Below are 16,298 nucleotides of genomic sequence, written 5' to 3' on the forward strand. Positions count from 1 at the left end.
GGTGCGTCCGACCCGCCGACCACAACGTGAGACGGACGGTCCGCCTGCCGTCCGCCGCCCCTCCCCCTGCGTTAAGGTGCACGGCATGTACGCGCCCTCGAACCAGAACTGGTGGTGGCCCGCTCCCGGCGGCCCACTCCTCGCGCGTACCTGACACGACACGACCGACGCGAAGGCCGCCCTCCAGGGGCGGCCTTCCGCGTTTCCCGGACACGGGCCGTCCCTCCCCCCGGAAGAACACCGGAAGACCACCGGAAGGACACCCCCGTGGACGCCATGGACCTCAGCCGACTGCTCGACGACTCCTGCCCGCCCTTCGCCCTGCTGCGCCGGCGGACCCCCGGCCGCGACCACGACGCCGTCGAGGTGCTGATCGGCCCCGTCCACGAGGCGGAGCGCCTGGCCGACCTGCCCGTGCGCGGGCTGCCCTCCCTCGCGCTCGTCCCGTTCCGGCAGATCCGGGAGCGCGGCTTCGACGTACGGGACGACGGCACGCCGCTGAGCGTGCTGGTCGCCGAGGAGGCGTACGAGGTCCCGCTCGCGCAGGCCCTGGCGGCGCTGCCCGCGCACGGGGTGCGGGTCGAGGGCGGCGGCTTCGACGTCCCCGACGAGGAGTACGCCGCCACCGTGGAGAGGGTCGTCAGGGACGAGATCGGGCGCGGGGAGGGGGCGAACTTCGTCATCCGGCGCACCTACGGGGGCCGGATCGAGGGCTTCGGCCGGGCCGACGCCCTCGCGCTCTTCCGGCGGCTGCTGGAGGGCGAGCGGGGCGCGTACTGGACGTTCGTGGTGCACACCGGCGAGCGCACGCTGGTCGGGGCGAGCCCCGAGGTGCACGTGCGGATGTCCGGGGGCACCGTCGTGATGAACCCGATCAGCGGGACCTACCGGTATCCGTCCGGGGGCCCGACCACCGAGTCCCTCCTCGCCTTCCTCGGCGACCGCAAGGAGACCGAGGAACTGTCGATGGTGGTCGACGAGGAGCTCAAGATGATGTGTGCGGTCGGCGACATGGGCGGGGTCGTCGTCGGACCGCGGCTGAAGGAGATGTCCCACCTCGCGCACACCGAGTACGAGCTGCGCGGGCGCTCCTCGCTGGACGTGCGGGAGGTGCTCCGCGAGACGATGTTCGCGGCGACGGTGACCGGCTCCCCGGTGCAGAACGCCTGCCGGGTGATCGAGCGGTACGAGGCCGGGGGCCGCGGCTACTACGCGGGCGCGCTGGCCCTGCTGGGCCTGGACGGGAGCGGGGCCCAGACGCTGGACTCCCCCATCCTGATCCGCACCGCCGACATCGCGGCGGACGGCGCGCTGCGGGTGCCGGTCGGGGCCACCCTGGTCCGCCACTCCGACGCCGCGGGCGAGGTGGCCGAGACGCACGCCAAGGCCGCCGGGGTGCTGGCCGCGCTCGGCGTGCGGCCGGGGGCGCCGCGGCCGGGCTTCGCCGGGACCCGGCTGTCCGGGGATCGACGGGTGCAGGCGGCCCTGTCCGCGCGGCGGGCGGACCTCGCGCCGTTCTGGCTGCGGATGCAGGAGCGGCCCGCGGCTCCGCGGGGCCGGGCACTGGTGGTGGACGGCGAGGACACCTTCACGGCGATGCTGGCGCACGTGCTGCGGGTGGCCGGGCTGGAGGTGACCGTACGCCGCTACGACGCCCCGGGGCTGCGGGCGGCGGCCCTGGCCTGGGAGGGTCCGGTCGTCCTGGGCCCGGGGCCGGGGAACCCGGCCGATCCGGGTGACCCGAGGATGCGGATGCTGCGCGGCCTGGCGGCGGAGCTGCTGGGCGGGCACCGGCACGGTCTGGTCGGGGTCTGCCTGGGGCACGAGCTGCTGGCGGCGGAGCTGGGCATGCCGCTGGTCCGCAAGGCGGAGCCGGCGCAGGGCGCGCAGGTGCGGATCGAGCTGTTCGGGGCGCCGGAGGTGGTCGGCTTCTACAACACCTACACCGCGACCTGCGACGGGGCGCTGGCCGGCCGGCTCGCGGCGCGGGGGGTGGAGGTCTCGCGGGACGCGTCCACGGGGGAGGTCCACGCGCTGAGGTCGGCGGCCGGGGGGTTCGCGGGGGTGCAGTTCCATCCGGAGTCCGTGCTGACCCTGCGCGGCGCGGACCTGCTGCGCGACCTCCTGACGGGAGTGACCGCGGCGGCCTGAGCGCCCGCCCGCGGCGCGGGCGGTCCGCCCGGTGCGCGACCGGGCGGAAGAAGACCCCGGCCTCCGCCTCGTACACGTCCAGCCCGACGCCCGCGAAGCGGCGCGCGCCGTCCGCAGCCGTTCGTCACCCTACGGCCCATGGTCCGGCGGCGCCGCCCGGCGTCAGCCGAAGAAGACCCCGGCCTCCGCGTAGAGCGCCGGGTCCACGGTCTTCAGCTTCGCCGTGGCCTCGGAGATCGGCACCCGGACGATGTCCGTCCCCTGGAGCGCGACCATCTTGCCGAAGTCGCCGTCGCGCACCGCGTCGATCGCGTGCAGCCCGAAGCGGGTCGCCAGCCAGCGGTCGAAGGCGCTGGGCGTGCCGCCGCGCTGGATGTGCCCGAGCACCGTCGTGCGGGCCTCCTTGCCGGTCCGGGCCTCGATCTCCTTGGCCAGCCACTCCCCCACGCCCGACAGCCTGACGTGGCCGAAGGAGTCCTTGGTGGCGTCCTTGAGGACCGCGTCCCCGTCCTTGGGCACCGCGCCTTCCGCGACCACCACGATCGGCGCGTAGCTCGCCTTGAACCGGGAGGTGACCCAGGCGCAGACCTGGTCGACGTCGAAGCGCTGCTCGGGGATGAGGATGACGTTGGCGCCGCCCGCGAGCCCCGAGTGCAGGGCGATCCAGCCGGCGTGCCGGCCCATGACCTCGCAGACCAGCACCCGCATGTGGGACTCGGCGGTGGTGTGCAGCCGGTCGATGGCCTCCGTGGCGATGCCGACGGCCGTGTCGAAGCCGAAGGTGTAGTCGGTCGCGGAGAGGTCGTTGTCGATGGTCTTCGGAACGCCGACGCAGGGGATGCCGTACTCCTCGTACAGCTTGGCCGCGACGCCGAGCGTGTCCTCGCCGCCGATCGTGATCAGGGCGTCCACCTCGTACTTGGCGAGGTTCTCCCTGATGGCCCGCACGCCGTTCTCCACCGAGAACGGGTTGGTGCGCGAGGAGCCCAGGACGGTGCCGCCCCGGGGCAGGATGCCGCGGACGGCCGGGATGTCCAGCGCCACCGTGGTCCCGTCGACCGCGCCGCGCCAGCCGTCCTTGAAGCCGATGAACCCGTATCCGTACTCTTGCTCGCCCTTGCGGACGACCGCCCTGATCACCGCGTTGAGCCCGGGGCAGTCGCCGCCGCCGGTCAGCACTCCGACCTTCATGAGGTCTCCCTTCGCCATGACGGCCACGCTAGTGGTGACCCAGGTCACATCAAGGGTGTCGGAGCACCGATTCCGGTGGGATCAGGGGGCGTCGGCTCCGCGCGTTCACTCGTACGGGTAGGGAAGGAGGACGTAAGTACGACGTACGGCACCCCGTACGGCCCCCTGTGCGGGCGGGTCACGCGTCGTCCAGGCCCCGCTCTATGGCGTACCGGACCAGTTCCACCCGGTTGTGCAGCTGGAGCTTGCCGAGGGTGTTCTGGACGTGGTTCTGCACCGTGCGGTGCGAGATGACCAGCCGCTCCGCGATCTGCTTGTACGAGAGTCCCTTCGCCACCAGCCGCAGCACCTCGGTCTCCCGGTCGGTCAGCCGCGGCGCCTTCGGGTCGTCCGAGGCGGTCGGCGCGGGGTCGGTGGCCAGGCGCCGGTACTCGCCGAGCACCAGCCCGGCCAGCCCCGGGGTGAACACCGGGTCGCCCGCGGCCGTGCGGCGGACCGCGTCGATCAGCTCCTGGGCGCCGGCGGACTTCAGCAGGTAGCCGGTCGCGCCGGACTTCACCGCCTCCAGCACGTCCGCGTGCTCGCCACTGGCGGACAGGACGAGGACCCGCAGCGCCGGGTCGGCGCCCGCCAGCTCCTTGCAGACCTGTACCCCGGGCATGCCGGGCAGGTTCAGGTCGAGGACCAGCACGTCGGGACGGGTGGCACGGGCCCGGCGCACCGCCTCCGGGCCGTCCCCGGCGGTGGCGACCAGGTCGAAGCCGGCGGCGGCCAGGTCGCGGGCGACCGCGTCCCGCCACATCGGGTGGTCGTCGACCACCATGACCTTGATGCCGTGCAGCTCGTTCGGTTCGTTCACGTCGGTGTGCTCGCTCATCTCTCGTCCGTCCTGCCCCTGGGCACTTTCAGTTCCACTTCGGTGCCCTGCCCGGGGACGGACACCAGATCGGCGCTTCCGCCGAGGTCGCGGAGGCGGCCCCGGATGGACAGGGCGACACCCATGCGGCCCTCGCCCTCCGCCTGGTCGAGCCGGCCGGCCGGGATGCCGGGGCCGTCGTCCCGTACGGTCACGATCACCTCGTCGCCCCAGTCCTCGACCAGGATCCAGGCCCGCGCCCCCTCACCGGCGTGCCTGCGCACGTTGTCGAGGGCGGCTCCGACCGCCGCGGCCAGCTCCTTCGCGGCGGGCGCCGGCAGCGGCACCGGGGTGCCCGGCTCGGCGAAGCTCACCCGGGACCCGGCGTGCGGGGCCAGCAGGGTGCGCAGGTCCAGCTCGCCCCCGTCGCCGCCCTCCTCCACCTCGTACGTGTCCACCAGCGCGCCCAGCGAGCCGTCGCGGGAGACGCGCGAGGGGTGCACCAGCCCGCTGGAGACCAGCGTGCGCAGCGCGACCTCCTGCTCCCCCGCCATCCGGCCGAGGTCGGCCGCCTCGCCGCCCAGCTCGGTGCCGCGGCGCTGGACCATGGCGAGGACCTGGAGGACCCCGTCGTGGATGTCGCGGGCGAGGCGCTCCCGTTCGCGGGTTGCGGCCTCGATCTCCAGCGCGCGGGCGAGGGTGGCCTCACTGGCCCGGGCGACCTCGACGACGTACCCGATGGCGATCGAGGCGACCCAGACCAGGAGCACGTTGTGCAGGGTGTCGCGAGTCGGGTCACCGCGGTGGATCACGATGTTGGCCACGGCCACGAAGGTGGAGGCGAAGCAGGCCCAGCGCCAGCCGCCCTTGATCGCGAAGGCGAGGACCGCGCCCGCCGTCCAGATGGTCGGCAGCGTCGGGCCGCCCCCGGTGATCCGCTCCTGGGTGTCGGCGACCGGGGTCAGCAGGATCCCGGCGACGGCGACCGCGAGGTCGGCGACGAGGAAACGCCTGCCGCAGCTGGCGGCGTTGGCCACCCGGGGGAAGGTGGCCAGGGTCCAGACCGCGAGGAAGGCCAGGTAGCCGACCGCGACCCAGGGCCGGTCGAACTGCCGGTAGGCGGAGGCGAACAGCAGCACCGCGTAGACCATGGTGAGCAGCCGGTACCCGGTCAGGGCGCGCCACAGCGGCTGCTCGACCGACATCCGCACGACGCGTTCGCGTTCGGCCATCTCCCCCACCCCCCGCGGGCGGTGCGCCCGCAGCTACTCGGCCGTGTCCCCGGCCTTCTCGCTCTTGTCGCTCTTGTCGGCCTTCTCGGCCTTCTCGGCCTTGTCGGCCTTGGCCGCCTTCTCCGCATCGGCGATCTGGCGCTTGGCGGCCGTCGCGTAGATGTCGACGTACTCCTGGCCGGAGAGCTTCATGATCTCGTACATGACCTCGTCGGTCACCGAGCGCAGGATGAAGCGGTCGCCGTCCATGCCGTGGTAGCGGCTGAAGTCCAGCGGCTTGCCGATCCGGATGCCCGGACGCATCAGCTTGGGGACCACCTTGCCGGGCGGCTGGATCTTCTCGGTGTCGATCATCGCCACGGGGATGACCGGCGCTCCGGTGGCCAGGGCCACGCGGGCCAGGCCGCCGGGCTTGCCGCGGTACAGGCGGCCGTCGGGTGACCGCGTCCCCTCGGGGTAGATACCGAACAGCTCCCCCCGCTCGATGACGTCGATGCCGCTCTTGACCGCGGCCTCGCCGGCCCCGCGCGCGCCGGAGCGGTCCACGGGGAGCTGGCCGACGCCCTTGAAGAAGGCGGCCGTCAGCCTGCCCTTGACCCCCGGGGAGGTGAAGTACTCCGCCTTCGCGATGAAGGTGACCTTCCGGTCCAGCACGGCCGGCAGGAAGAAGGAGTCGGAGAAGGACAGGTGGTTGCTCGCGAGGATCGCCGGCCCCTCGGCGGGAATGTTCTCGAGGCCCTCCACCCACGGCCTGAAAGCGAGCTTCAGGGAGCCGCCGATGGAGAACTTCATTGCGCCGTAGATCAACTCGAAAGCCTTCCTGTGTCTGTCGAACAGACCTTACCCGTGGCTCCGCCCGGAGCGTCCCGACGACCCTGGTCGGTGCCTCGCCGGTCGCGTACGGTGAAGTCACACAGAGCAACGCACCCACCCGACGTCCTTCATCATCAAGGAGATCCCGGTGTCCGTCCTCCCTGGAGCCGAGCCGTTCCGCCACGAGGGCGGAGAGGTCGGTGTCCTCCTGTGCCACGGCTTCACCGGCTCCCCGCAGTCCCTGCGGCCCTGGGCCGAGTACCTCGCCGAGCGCGGCTTCACCGTGTCGCTGCCGCTGCTGCCCGGACACGGGACGCGCTGGCAGGACATGCAGCTCACCGGCTGGCAGGACTGGTACGCGGAGGTGGACCGGGCACTGCGGGAGCTGCTGGACCGGTGCGAGCGGGTGTTCGTCTTCGGGTTGTCGATGGGCGGCGCGCTGGCCCTGCGGCTGGCGGCCAGGCACGGGGAGGCCGTCAGCGGCCTCGTGCTGGTCAATCCGGCCAACAGGGTGCACGACCCGCTGGCCTTCACCCTGCCGGTCTCCCGGCACTTCGTCCGGTCCACGCCGGGCATCGCCAGCGACATCGCGAAGCCGGGATCGGAGGAGGTCGGGTACGACCGCGTCCCGACCCGCGCCGCGCACTCGCTGCGGACGTTCCTGAAGCTGGTGGACGCGGAACTGCCGCAGGTGACGCAGCCGTTGCTGCTGCTGCACAGCCCGCAGGACCACGTCGTGCCCCCGGCCGACTCGGCGCGCATCCTCGCGCGGGTCTCCTCGGCCGATGTCACCGAGACCCTGCTGGAACAGAGCTACCACGTCGCGACGTTGGACCATGACGCGGAGCGGATCTTCGCGGACAGCTGTGCGTTCGTCGGCCGACTGGCGGAGAGCGTGGGCAGGGAGGGGGCGGAGGCGGGTGGCTGAGCACGAGGAGCAGTCGGGCGGGGTCCCACCGCTCGACGAGGAGGCGGCGTGGGCGGCCATCGTCGCCGGTTACGGGCAGGAGCCGCCGGACCCGCCGGGGGCCAGACCCTTCAGACCGATCGAGAACCTGCTGCTGCCGGAAGAGGACGTGAAGCCGTTGCCGCTCGCGCCCGAGCCGGACGCCAGATCGGAAGCCAAGCCTGAAGCCAAGCCGGAAGCCAAGCCGGAAGCCGGGCGGAAAGCCGGGCAGGGAGCCGAGCCGGAGCAGGGCGCGGCGCCGGCCGCCGAGCCGCCGCCGGCCGCGGCTCTGGGCAGCTCGGTGGTCTTCGCCCCGGGCGTGGGCATGACGGGGCCCCGGGACCACTCGCTCGCCGAGCCCGGGGACGACGACCTGACCCCGGCGGAGGAGGGCCACTTCGTGCCTCCGGAGCCGGAGCTGCCGCCGGCGGACACGACCGCGAAGTTCGCGTGGCTGGCCGTGGTGGGCGGGCCGGTGCTGCTGCTGTTGGCGGTGCTGTTCCGCTGGGACATGACCTGGTGGCTCACGACGCTGGGCATCGGCGGCTTCCTGGGCGGATTCGCGACGCTGGTGGGACGCATGTCCCACGAGGACGACGAAGACGACGACCCGGGCCGCGGCGCGGTGGTCTGACCCCCGCCCCGGGGGGCCGGGCCGCCCGCAGGACGATCCCGGCCCCGTGCCGTGGCGGCCCCCTCCCCGCGGCGGCCGGGCAGTCCGGTGCGCCGCCTCCGGTACGCCGGTCCCGGTGCGCGGAGTCCGGTACGCCCGTCCCGGCGCGCGGTGTGCGGAGTCCGGCCCCCGGCCGTGCGGCCGGGCTACGGTGCGGCCGGCAGGCGCAGGGCCGCCAGGACCGGGAGGTGGTCCGTCGCGGCCGCCAGGTCCGCGGCCTCCACCCCCGCCAGTCCGACGGGGACACCGCAGCCCAGCACGTCCACCCCCGCCGTCGCGAAGACCGCGTCGATGCGCCGGTCGGCGGCCCGTGCCGGGAACGTGTGCTCGCCGCCCCACGGCGCGACCGTCCGGCAGTCCCGCAGGGCGGTGGCCAGCCGCCCGTAGGCCGGGCCGCCCGGCGCCTCGTTCAGATCGCCCGCGGCGATCGCGTACGGGACGTCCATGGCCGTGACGCGGTCCAGCAGCAGTTGCGCCTGTTCCAGCCGCTCGGCGCGGTCCAGCGACAGGTGCGCCGAGACCAGCCCGACCCGCGCCGCCCCGAACCGGACCACCGCCGTGGCGAAGCCCCTCCGGTGCAGGCCGGGGGTGAGCGGCAGCAGGACGTCCTCCGTGTGCTCGACGGAGGCCCGTAGCGAGCACAGCAGCAGCGGCCCGGCGGCCGTCGCCCCGCCGCTCAGCACGACCAGGTCGCACTTGGCGGCGAGCCGGGCCGCGTGTTTGCGCCACCGGAAGAACCGCGGCGCCTCCTGCACGAAGACCACGTCCGGCGCGCACGCCCGGATGACCCGGGCGAGCGCCTCCTCGTCGTCGCGCAGCGAGCGGATGTTGTAGCCGAGTACCCGGATCACGGCAGAACCGTCGGGCTCCGTAAGAGACTTGGGCAGCGCGGGCAGCAGGTCCATGCCCTGCAACATACGCAGCTGCCCGCCGCTCCCCCAGGGGGCGCGGCGGGCAGGGACGGTGAAAGGGGGGCTCAGCCCTGGCGCGCCAGGTCGGCCGCGCCGACGAGTCCGGCCTTGCCGCCGAGCTGGGCGGCGAGCACCTGCGCGTGCGGACGCCAGGCGCCACCGATGAGCCAGCGCTTGAAGGACTTGCGGATCGGGTCGAGGACCAGGTCGCCCTCGTCCGAGACGCCGCCGCCGACGATGAAGGCGGACGGGTCGAAGAGCGAGGCCAGGTCGGCCAGGCCCGCGCCGGCCCAGCGGGCCAGCTCGCGGAAGGAGTCGACGGCGACGAGGTCGCCCTGCCGGGCGGCCGCGCTGACGTGCTTGCCCTCGATGCCCTCGGGGGTGCCGTCGCCGAGGGCGAGCAGGATCTCCGCGTTCTCGGGGGTGGCGTTGGCCCGCTGCCTGGCGTACCGGACCAGTGCGCGGCCGGAGGCGTACTGCTCCCAGCAGCCCTGGCTGCCGCAGCCGCACAGCAGGCCGTCCGGGACGACCCGGATGTGGCCGAACTCGGCGGCGACGCCGAAGCGGCCGCGGCGCAGCTTGTTCCCGATGATGATGCCGCCGCCGAGGCCCGTGCCGAGGGTGATGCAGATGACGTCCTCGTGGCCCTGTCCGGCGCCGAAGCGGTACTCGCCCCAGGCCGCGCAGTTCGCGTCGTTCTCGACGACGACCGGCAGCCCGATGCGCTGCTCGACCTTGTCCTTGAGCGGCTCGTGCCGCCAGTCGATGTTCGGTGCGAAGAGCACCGTCGCGCGCTTGTCGTCCACGTATCCGGCGGCGCCGATGCCCACGGCGTCGATGGGGTGGTTGCTGCTGACCTCGGACACGGCGGAGCAGATCGCGTCCGTCACTCCGTCCGCGGTCGGCGGGGTGGGCACCTTGTACGTCTCAAGGATCGTGCCCTCTTCGTCGACCACGCCGGCCGCGATCTTCGTGCCGCCGATGTCGACGCCGATGGTGAGTCCCATTAGTCCCTCGGTTTCCGGTCAAACCCCGCCACGGCCAAAGGTACCCGAGGGCGGCGGAGGTTCAGTCGAGATCGATGTGCTCGTCCGGACCCGCGTCGGGGCCGTCGCCCCGGGGGTCGGACGCGCGACGGGGGGTGGGGGGCTCGTTCCTCGTCCAGCGGCGCTCGTGGCCCTCGACGGCGGAGCGGTAGGCGGCGAGCAGCTCGGACCCGGCGGCCGCGAGGTGGTCGAAGACCTCGGGGTTGCGCTCGACGACGGGCTGGGCGGCGGTCCTGGCCTGGTTGACGAACTGGCGTACGGCGCCCTGGGCGGCTGCTCCGAGCAGCGGGTTGTTCAGCCCGGAGACCTTGTCGGCGACGGCCTCGAAGAGCTTGAACAGCTCCTCGGCGGCGGTCCCGGTGCCTCCTGCGCCCGTCCCGCCCTGGCCGCGCAGGCGTTCCTTCTCGGCAGCGAGGTCCTCGGCGCAGGCCTTGGCCCAGGCGTCGTCGTCGGTGGGGCGGTCGGTGGCCTCGCTCATGGCGGACTCTCCTGCTGCGGCTGCGGGGCGGCGGTAGTGGTTACCTTCGACGGTACCCGAACGGCGGTAGGGGGATCAGGACGTACGGGGCCACTGGCCGGGATCGGGTGTGAAGCGGACGCGGAGCACGTCCTGCGCCAGGGCGGCGCCGGAGACCGCGCAGCGGCGCAGCGCCGAGGGCAGCGCCACGACCCTGCGGTACGGGCCCACCGTGAGCAGCAGCTCGTCGCCGCGGCGGATCAGGTCGAGTTCGCCCTTGCGGGCGTGCGGCAGCCGCAGGGCCCAGACGAGCACCCCGTCCTCGGCGAGGCGGTCCTCGACGGGCCAGGCCCGGTCGCCCCCGCCGGGCGGGACCGGGGCGAGGGGCCCGCGGGCGGCGGGACCGGCCAGCTCCGCCAGGTCGCCGGGGCCCCGCGGGTCCCGGCCGAGGTGCGCGACCTCCCGCACGGGGACGCCGGGGTCCCATTCGCGCAGGAACGCCCGCTGCTGGGCGGCGAGGGAGGCGGCCCAGGGGTCGGCGGAGTCCGGCACGCACCGGTTGGCCACCAGGTCCGTGACGGCCAGCTGGTGCAGGGCGAGCCCGAGGAGACCGGTGCGCAGGGCGGCGCGGGCGGCCGGTCCCGGTTCGGCGACCAGCCGGACGCCGGTGGTGTCGGCCTCGACGACGGCCTGGACGGCGGCCAGCTCCTCGTCCCAGCGGGCGGCGGCCTCGTACAGCCACCGGGCTGGCATCGGTACGCCGGCCAGCTGGGCCAGTACGGGGCGCAGGGCGCGGGCGGCCTGCCGCTCGGCGGGGAGCAGCCGGGCGAGGTAGCGGCGCAGTTGGGCGGGGAGCGCCAGGGTCGCCACGGTCTGGTGGAGCGGGGGCATGTCGACCACGACGAGGTCGGTGCCGGGCGCGGCGGAGGCCCGCCGCAGGGCGCGCAGCAGCGCGAACTGCTCGGCGCCGGGCAGCTCGGTGAGCTCCTCCGCTCCGAGGGGCCGGGCGCCGACCATGCCGAGGAGTCCGGAGGCGCGTTCCTGGAGGGCGACGAGCTCGTCGCGGAACTCCTCCCCGGAGTCCACGCGGGCGACCCGGAGCCCCTCGGCCACCGGTACGGCCCGCAGTCCGGGCACGGGCTCGGCGGACGGTCCCGCCGGCCCGCCGACCAGGGCGGCCATCGGGTCGCCGGGGTCCCCGGACAGCAGCAGCACCCGTTGCCCCTGCCGGGCGGCGGCGAGGGCCGTGGCCGCGGCCACGGTGGTCCGCCCGGCCCCGCCGGGGCCGGTGATCAGCAGGGTGCGCATGGTGCGGCTACTCCGGTTCGATGGTCTTCGCGCCTTGAGCGCCGGCCGAATCCAGCCGCCGGCGTGTGAGGCGCGGGGTCCGGGGCGGAGCCCCGGGGGCCGCGTCCCGGCTGCGGGAGGGGGCGCCGGGCCCGGGGGCGGTGCCCCCGGCGGACGCGTCCCCGCAGGGGGTCAGGTGGACTCGACGCGCTTCTTCAGGCCCGCCAGCGCACGGTCGATGATGACCTTCTCGGCCTTGCGCTTGATCATGCCGAGCATCGGGATCTTGACGTCCACGGTCAGCTGGTAGGTGACCTCGGTGCGCGCGCCGCCGTCGAGCGGGGCCAGCCGGTAGGAGCCGTCGAGCTGGCGGAGCATCTGCGACTTGTCGAGGGTCCAGCTGACCTCGTCCGCACCCTTCCAGGTGTAGGCGAGCGTGTGGTCGTCCTTGATGGCACCGGCGTCGAGCAGCAGCCGTACCCTCTCCGCGCGGCCCTCCGCGTCGGTGGCCAGCACCTCCGCCTCCTTCACCTCGCCGGTCCACTCGGGGTAGCGGGCGAAGTCGGCGATCACGGCCATCACATCGGCCGGCGCGGCCTCGATCGTGATGCTTGAGCTGGTGTGTTCCGCCATCGCGGTTGCTCCTCCGGGGAGTGTTCGAGGAAGTGTGCGGCCCTGGCCGCCGCTCGAAGGCTACCGCGCGTGCGGGGCCGACCACTCCAGCGCCCTCCGGCGCCGCCTGCTCCACCCGCGGTCCGCCGGCCGCTCACCATTCCAGGACCCACGGACGGCCCGTCGCCGCGAAGTGCCCGACGTTCACGCACTCCGTGCCCCCGATCCGCATCCGGCGGGCCAGCGGCTGGTGCACGTGCCCGAAGAGGGCGTAGCGGGGGCGGGTGCGGCGGATGGCGGCCAGCAGCGCCTCGCTGCCCCGCTCGAACCGGCGGGCGACCGTGTCGTAGCAGAGTTCCGGCACCTCGGGCGGGATGTGCGAGCACAGCACGTCCACCTCGCCCAGGGCCTCCACCTTGGCGGCGTACTCCTCCTCGTCCACCTCGTACGGCGTCCGCATCGGCGAGGGCAGTCCGCCGCCGACGAAGCCGAAGACCCTGCCGCCGATCTCGACCCGTTCGCCGTCCAGCACGGTCAGGCCGGGACGGTCGGCGTACTCCGGCCATAGACCGGGGATGTCGACATTGCCGTAGGTCGCGTACGTGGGGTCGGGGAAGGCGGCGAACATCCGGGCGTATTGGCGGCGCACCGCGCTCTCGATCATCTGCTCGCGGTCCAGGCCCGCCCACAGCGTCCGGCCGAGGGCGCGGGCCTCGGCGAACCGGCGGGCGGTCCGGAGCTCGACGATCCGGTCGGCGTTCTCGGTGCCGAAGAGGTCGGGGAAGATGCCGCGCGAGTGGTCGGCGTAGTCGAGGAAGAGCACGAGGTCACCGAGGCAGATCAGCGCGTCGGCGCCGTCGCCCGCCCTGGCGAGGGCCTCCGTGTTGCCGTGGACGTCGCTCACGACGTGGACCCGCGTGCTGCTTTTCCTGCCACCCATCCCGCCACCCTAGGGGCGCCCGGGGACGCGGGGTAGAGGGGGTGGCGGAGGCGGCCGGACCTGCGGTTACTTCCGAGTCGCAAACGGGGTCGACTACTGTCGGCATGGCACGTCCGCGTCATGTGACGCAGGGAACATCTGGCCGGTTCCCCCTATCCGGAACCCACTACCGGTGGGTAACGTCCGGTCGGTCCACACGGTGGCGATGGCGCCCAGAGGAGCAGCAGTCTTGCGCGAGTTCAGCCTTCCGGCCCTGTACGAGGTCCCGTCGGACGGGAACCTGACGGATCTCATCCGCCGCAACGCCGCTCAGCATCCAGACACCGCCGTCATGAGCCGCAAGGTCGACGGCCGATGGCAGGACGTGAGTGCGACCGAGTTCCTCGCCGAGGTCCGGGCGACGGCCAAGGGTCTGATGGCGGCTGGCGTCCGCCCCGGCGACCGCGTCGCCCTGATCTCCCGCACCCGCTACGAGTGGGTGCTGATCGACTTCGCGATCTGGAGCGCGGGCGCCGTCACCGTCCCGGTGTACGAGACCAGCTCCCCCGAGCAGATCCAGTGGATCCTGGGCGACTCCGGCGCGGTCGCCGCGATCGTCGAGAGCCCCGGGCACAGCGCGGCCGTGGCCTCGCTGCGCGACCGGCTGCCCGACCTGCGCGAGGTCTGGGAGATCGAGCAGGGGGACCTGGCCGCGCTGCGGACGGCGGGCGCCGCGGTCACCGACGCGGAGGTCGACGAGCGCAGCGGCCTCGCCAACGCCGACGACCCCGCCACCATCGTCTACACCTCGGGCACCACCGGCCGGCCCAAGGGCTGCGTGCTGTCCCACCGCAACTTCTTCGCCGAGTGCGGCAACGCGGTGGAGCGGCTGAGCCCGCTGTTCAAGACCGGCGAGTGTTCGGTGCTGCTCTTCCTCCCGGCGGCGCACGTCTTCGGGCGCCTGGTGGAGGTGGCGGCCGTACTGGCGCCGATCCGGCTGGGCTGCGTACCGGACATCAAGAACCTGACCGACGAGCTGCAGTCCTTCCGGCCGACGCTGATCCTCGGCGTGCCGCGCGTCTTCGAGAAGGTCTACAACTCGGCGCGCGCCAAGGCGCAGGCCGACGGCAAGGGCAAGATCTTCGACGCGGCCGCCGAGACCGCCATCGCGTACAGCCGGGCGCTGGACACCCCGCGCGGGCCCTCCTTCGGGCTCAGGCTCAAGCACAGGCTCTTCTCCAAGCTCGTCTACGGCAAGCTGCACGCGGTCCTCGGCGGGCGCGGTGAGTACGCGATCTCCGGCGGCGCCCCGCTGGGCGAGCGGCTCGGGCACTTCTTCCGCGGCATCGGCTTCACGGTCCTGGAGGGCTATGGCCTGACGGAGTCCTGCGCGGCCACCACCTTCAACCCGTGGGACAAGCAGAAGATCGGCACGGTGGGGCAGCCCCTGCCGGGCTCCGTGGTGCGCATCGCCGACGACGGCGAGGTGCTGCTGCACGGCGAGCACGTCTTCAGCGGCTACTGGAAGAACGAGACGGCGACGGCCGAGGCGCTGACCGACGGCTGGTTCCACACCGGCGACGTCGGCACCCTCGACGAGGACGGCTACCTCGCGATCACCGGGCGCAAGAAGGAGCTCATCGTCACGGCGGGCGGCAAGAACGTCGCCCCGGCGGTGATCGAGGACCGGATCAGGGCGCACGCGCTGGTCGCGGAGTGCATGGTCGTCGGCGACGCGAGGCCGTTCGTGGCCGCGCTCGTCACCATCGACGAGGAGTTCCTCGGGCGCTGGGCCGCCGAACACGGCAAGCCGGCCGGGGTGACGGCCGCGGAACTGCGCGAGGACGCGGATCTCGTGGCCGCCGTCCAGCGGGCCGTGGACGACGGCAACGCGGCGGTGTCCAAGGCGGAGTCGGTGCGGAAGTTCCGCATTCTGCCCTCCCAGTTCACGGAGGAGTCGGGCCACATCACGCCGTCGCTGAAGCTCAAGCGGAACGTGGTGGCGAAGGACTTCGCGGACGAGATCGAGGCGCTGTACCGGGGCTGATGCCCCCGCCGGCGGGGGTCCTCGGCCACGACCCTGGTGTGGGGACAGGCAGTAGCCCCGTCGAACCGCCTCGCTCCCTGCCCGCAGGCCATCGGATGTACGACGTCATGGACCGTGCAGGGTGTGTCGTTGTTCGAGGCAGCCCGGTCGGCCGGACGCGTTCAGAGAAGGCAGACGAAGGCCAGGATGAGGGTGTAGAGCCCGAGGGCGGCCCCTGCCAGGCCGGTGATGCGCCGGCGCAGGTGGTCGTACCGCTGTGAGTACTCCGCTTTGAGTTCGTCAGCCCGGACCATGGTCGCGGTGAGCATCTCCTTGCGCAGATCGAGGTGGTGCTGGGCGAACAGGCGGCTGATCTCGTTCTGTTCGCAGGGGCCGAGCCAGGTCAGGGCGAGGGCGAACGCCTCGCCCTGACCCTGGGCTTCTCCCAGTGCTGCCTGACTCATGAGGTATCCCTCGATCCGGGCGAGCCCGGCAGCCGTTTCCTCGGAGCGTTCACTCATCGGCTGGGTCCCGGCCTACTCGGGCTGGGCCGGGCCTGTTCCCGGCCGGGAGCCGCGGGGGCCGGAGGCCCCGTCCTGGTCGATGACGTCACGTTTGTGGTCGCCCGCGTAGTCGAAGGCGGCGATCTCCGGGTGGTGGAGGTCGAAGGCCGGCGACTCGGAGCGGACGCGGGGCAGGGTGACGAAGTTGTGCCGCGGCGGTGGGCAGGAGGTGGCCCATTCGAGGGAGCGGCCGTAGCCCCACGGGTCGTCGACGCTTACGCGGGGGGCGTACTTGGCGGTTTTCCACACGTTGTAGAAGAACGGCAGGGTGGACGCGCCGAGGAGGAAGGCTCCGATGGAGGAGAAGGTGTTGAGCGCGGTGAACCCGTCGGCGTCCAGGTAGTCGGCGTAGCGGCGGGGCATGCCCTCGGCTCCGAGCCAGTGCTGGACGAGGAAGGTCATGTGGAAGCCGATGAACAGCGTCCAGAAGTGGATCTTCCCGAGGCGTTCGTCGAGCATCGTGCCGGTCATCTTCGGCCACCAGAAGTAGAAGCCGGCGAACATCGCGAAGACGACCGTGCCGAAGACGACGTAGTGGAAGTGGGCCACCACGAAATAGGAGTCGGTGACGTGGAAGTCCATCGGCGGTGACGCCAGGATGATGCCGGTGAGGCC

Annotated in this window: 16 protein-coding genes; 4 read left to right on the forward strand and 12 right to left on the reverse strand. The window is 73.2% G+C overall.

The features are described 5' to 3' along the window. Positions 1-276 precede the first annotated feature (276 nt). Positions 277-2,151 (forward strand): anthranilate synthase family protein, encoded by a 1,875-nt coding sequence (locus ACFWU6_RS22185; RefSeq protein WP_383982650.1) that lies wholly within the window; start codon positions 277-279, stop codon positions 2,149-2,151. 162 nt (positions 2,152-2,313) lie between these two features. Here the strand turns inward: ACFWU6_RS22185 and ACFWU6_RS22190 are convergent, their stop codons facing one another. From ACFWU6_RS22190 to ACFWU6_RS22205, 4 genes are all read right to left on the reverse strand, one after another. Beyond that, positions 2,314-3,342 carry a 6-phosphofructokinase gene (locus ACFWU6_RS22190; RefSeq protein WP_383807598.1) on the reverse strand — a complete coding sequence of 343 codons (1,029 nt, stop codon included), beginning with the start codon at positions 3,340-3,342 and terminating at the stop codon, positions 2,314-2,316. 178 nt (positions 3,343-3,520) lie between these two features. Then, positions 3,521-4,219, reverse strand: a complete 699-nt coding sequence (locus ACFWU6_RS22195; protein WP_383807517.1) for a response regulator — start codon at positions 4,217-4,219, stop codon at positions 3,521-3,523. Beyond that, positions 4,216-5,430, reverse strand: a complete 1,215-nt coding sequence (macS, locus tag ACFWU6_RS22200) for a MacS family sensor histidine kinase (RefSeq protein WP_383982633.1) — start codon at positions 5,428-5,430, stop codon at positions 4,216-4,218. The genes ACFWU6_RS22195 and macS overlap by 4 nt, the downstream gene beginning before the upstream one ends. A gap of 33 nt (positions 5,431-5,463) precedes the next feature. Further along, the gene (locus ACFWU6_RS22205; protein ID WP_383807595.1) at positions 5,464-6,222 is read right to left on the reverse strand and encodes a lysophospholipid acyltransferase family protein; all 759 of its coding nucleotides are present in this window, start codon (positions 6,220-6,222) and stop codon (positions 5,464-5,466) included. Positions 6,223-6,391: 169 nt separating this feature from the next. On the opposite strand from ACFWU6_RS22205, the gene ACFWU6_RS22210 reads away from it, so the two are divergent. Both ACFWU6_RS22210 and ACFWU6_RS22215 read left to right on the forward strand, forming a co-directional pair. Beyond that, positions 6,392-7,171 (forward strand): alpha/beta hydrolase, encoded by a 780-nt coding sequence (locus ACFWU6_RS22210; RefSeq protein WP_383807511.1) that lies wholly within the window; start codon positions 6,392-6,394, stop codon positions 7,169-7,171. Beyond that, positions 7,164-7,823, forward strand: a complete 660-nt coding sequence (locus ACFWU6_RS22215) for a hypothetical protein (protein WP_383807508.1) — start codon at positions 7,164-7,166, stop codon at positions 7,821-7,823. Before ACFWU6_RS22210 ends, ACFWU6_RS22215 begins: the two co-directional genes overlap by 8 nt. A gap of 185 nt (positions 7,824-8,008) precedes the next feature. Here ACFWU6_RS22215 and ACFWU6_RS22220 read toward each other — a convergent pair whose 3' ends face one another. The 6 genes from ACFWU6_RS22220 to ACFWU6_RS22245 all read right to left on the reverse strand — a co-directional run bounded on the left by ACFWU6_RS22220 (position 8,009) and on the right by ACFWU6_RS22245 (position 13,115). Further along, a complete protein-coding gene (locus tag ACFWU6_RS22220; protein ID WP_383982636.1) occupies positions 8,009-8,767 on the reverse strand; it encodes an endonuclease/exonuclease/phosphatase family protein in 759 nt (252 codons plus the stop codon). Between the two features lie 71 nt (positions 8,768-8,838). After that, on the reverse strand, positions 8,839-9,780 hold the full coding sequence (locus tag ACFWU6_RS22225) for an ROK family glucokinase (RefSeq protein ID WP_383807503.1): 942 nt from the start codon (positions 9,778-9,780) through the stop codon (positions 8,839-8,841). A 61-nt stretch (positions 9,781-9,841) separates the two neighbouring features. Beyond that, entirely contained in the window at positions 9,842-10,297 is a 456-nt protein-coding gene (locus ACFWU6_RS22230; protein WP_383807500.1) for a DUF5304 domain-containing protein, read from the reverse strand. 75 nt (positions 10,298-10,372) lie between these two features. Further along, positions 10,373-11,584, reverse strand: coding sequence for an ArsA family ATPase (locus tag ACFWU6_RS22235; RefSeq protein ID WP_383982639.1), 1,212 nt, complete (start codon positions 11,582-11,584; stop codon positions 10,373-10,375). 171 nt (positions 11,585-11,755) lie between these two features. Beyond that, a complete protein-coding gene (locus tag ACFWU6_RS22240; RefSeq protein WP_383982642.1) occupies positions 11,756-12,196 on the reverse strand; it encodes an SRPBCC family protein in 441 nt (146 codons plus the stop codon). 133 nt (positions 12,197-12,329) lie between these two features. Continuing rightward, positions 12,330-13,115: a metallophosphoesterase gene (locus tag ACFWU6_RS22245; RefSeq protein ID WP_383813183.1), complete on the reverse strand. Its 786-nt coding sequence runs from the start codon at positions 13,113-13,115 to the stop codon at positions 12,330-12,332. Positions 13,116-13,344: 229 nt separating this feature from the next. On the opposite strand from ACFWU6_RS22245, the gene ACFWU6_RS22250 reads away from it, so the two are divergent. Further along, entirely contained in the window at positions 13,345-15,141 is a 1,797-nt protein-coding gene (locus tag ACFWU6_RS22250; protein ID WP_383813181.1) for an AMP-dependent synthetase/ligase, read from the forward strand. A gap of 161 nt (positions 15,142-15,302) precedes the next feature. On the opposite strand, the gene ACFWU6_RS22255 is transcribed toward ACFWU6_RS22250, so the two are convergent. Both ACFWU6_RS22255 and ACFWU6_RS22260 read right to left on the reverse strand, forming a co-directional pair. After that, entirely contained in the window at positions 15,303-15,584 is a 282-nt protein-coding gene (locus ACFWU6_RS22255; RefSeq protein WP_383982645.1) for a hypothetical protein, read from the reverse strand. A 72-nt stretch (positions 15,585-15,656) separates the two neighbouring features. Further along, positions 15,657-16,298, reverse strand: a 642-nt coding sequence (locus ACFWU6_RS22260; protein WP_383982647.1) for a cbb3-type cytochrome c oxidase subunit I, incomplete at its 5' end; no start/stop codon positions are given.

Origin of the sequence: Streptomyces sp. NPDC058674 (assembly GCF_042716505.1) — a bacterium.
Taxonomy (GTDB): Bacteria; Actinomycetota; Actinomycetes; order Streptomycetales; family Streptomycetaceae; genus Streptomyces.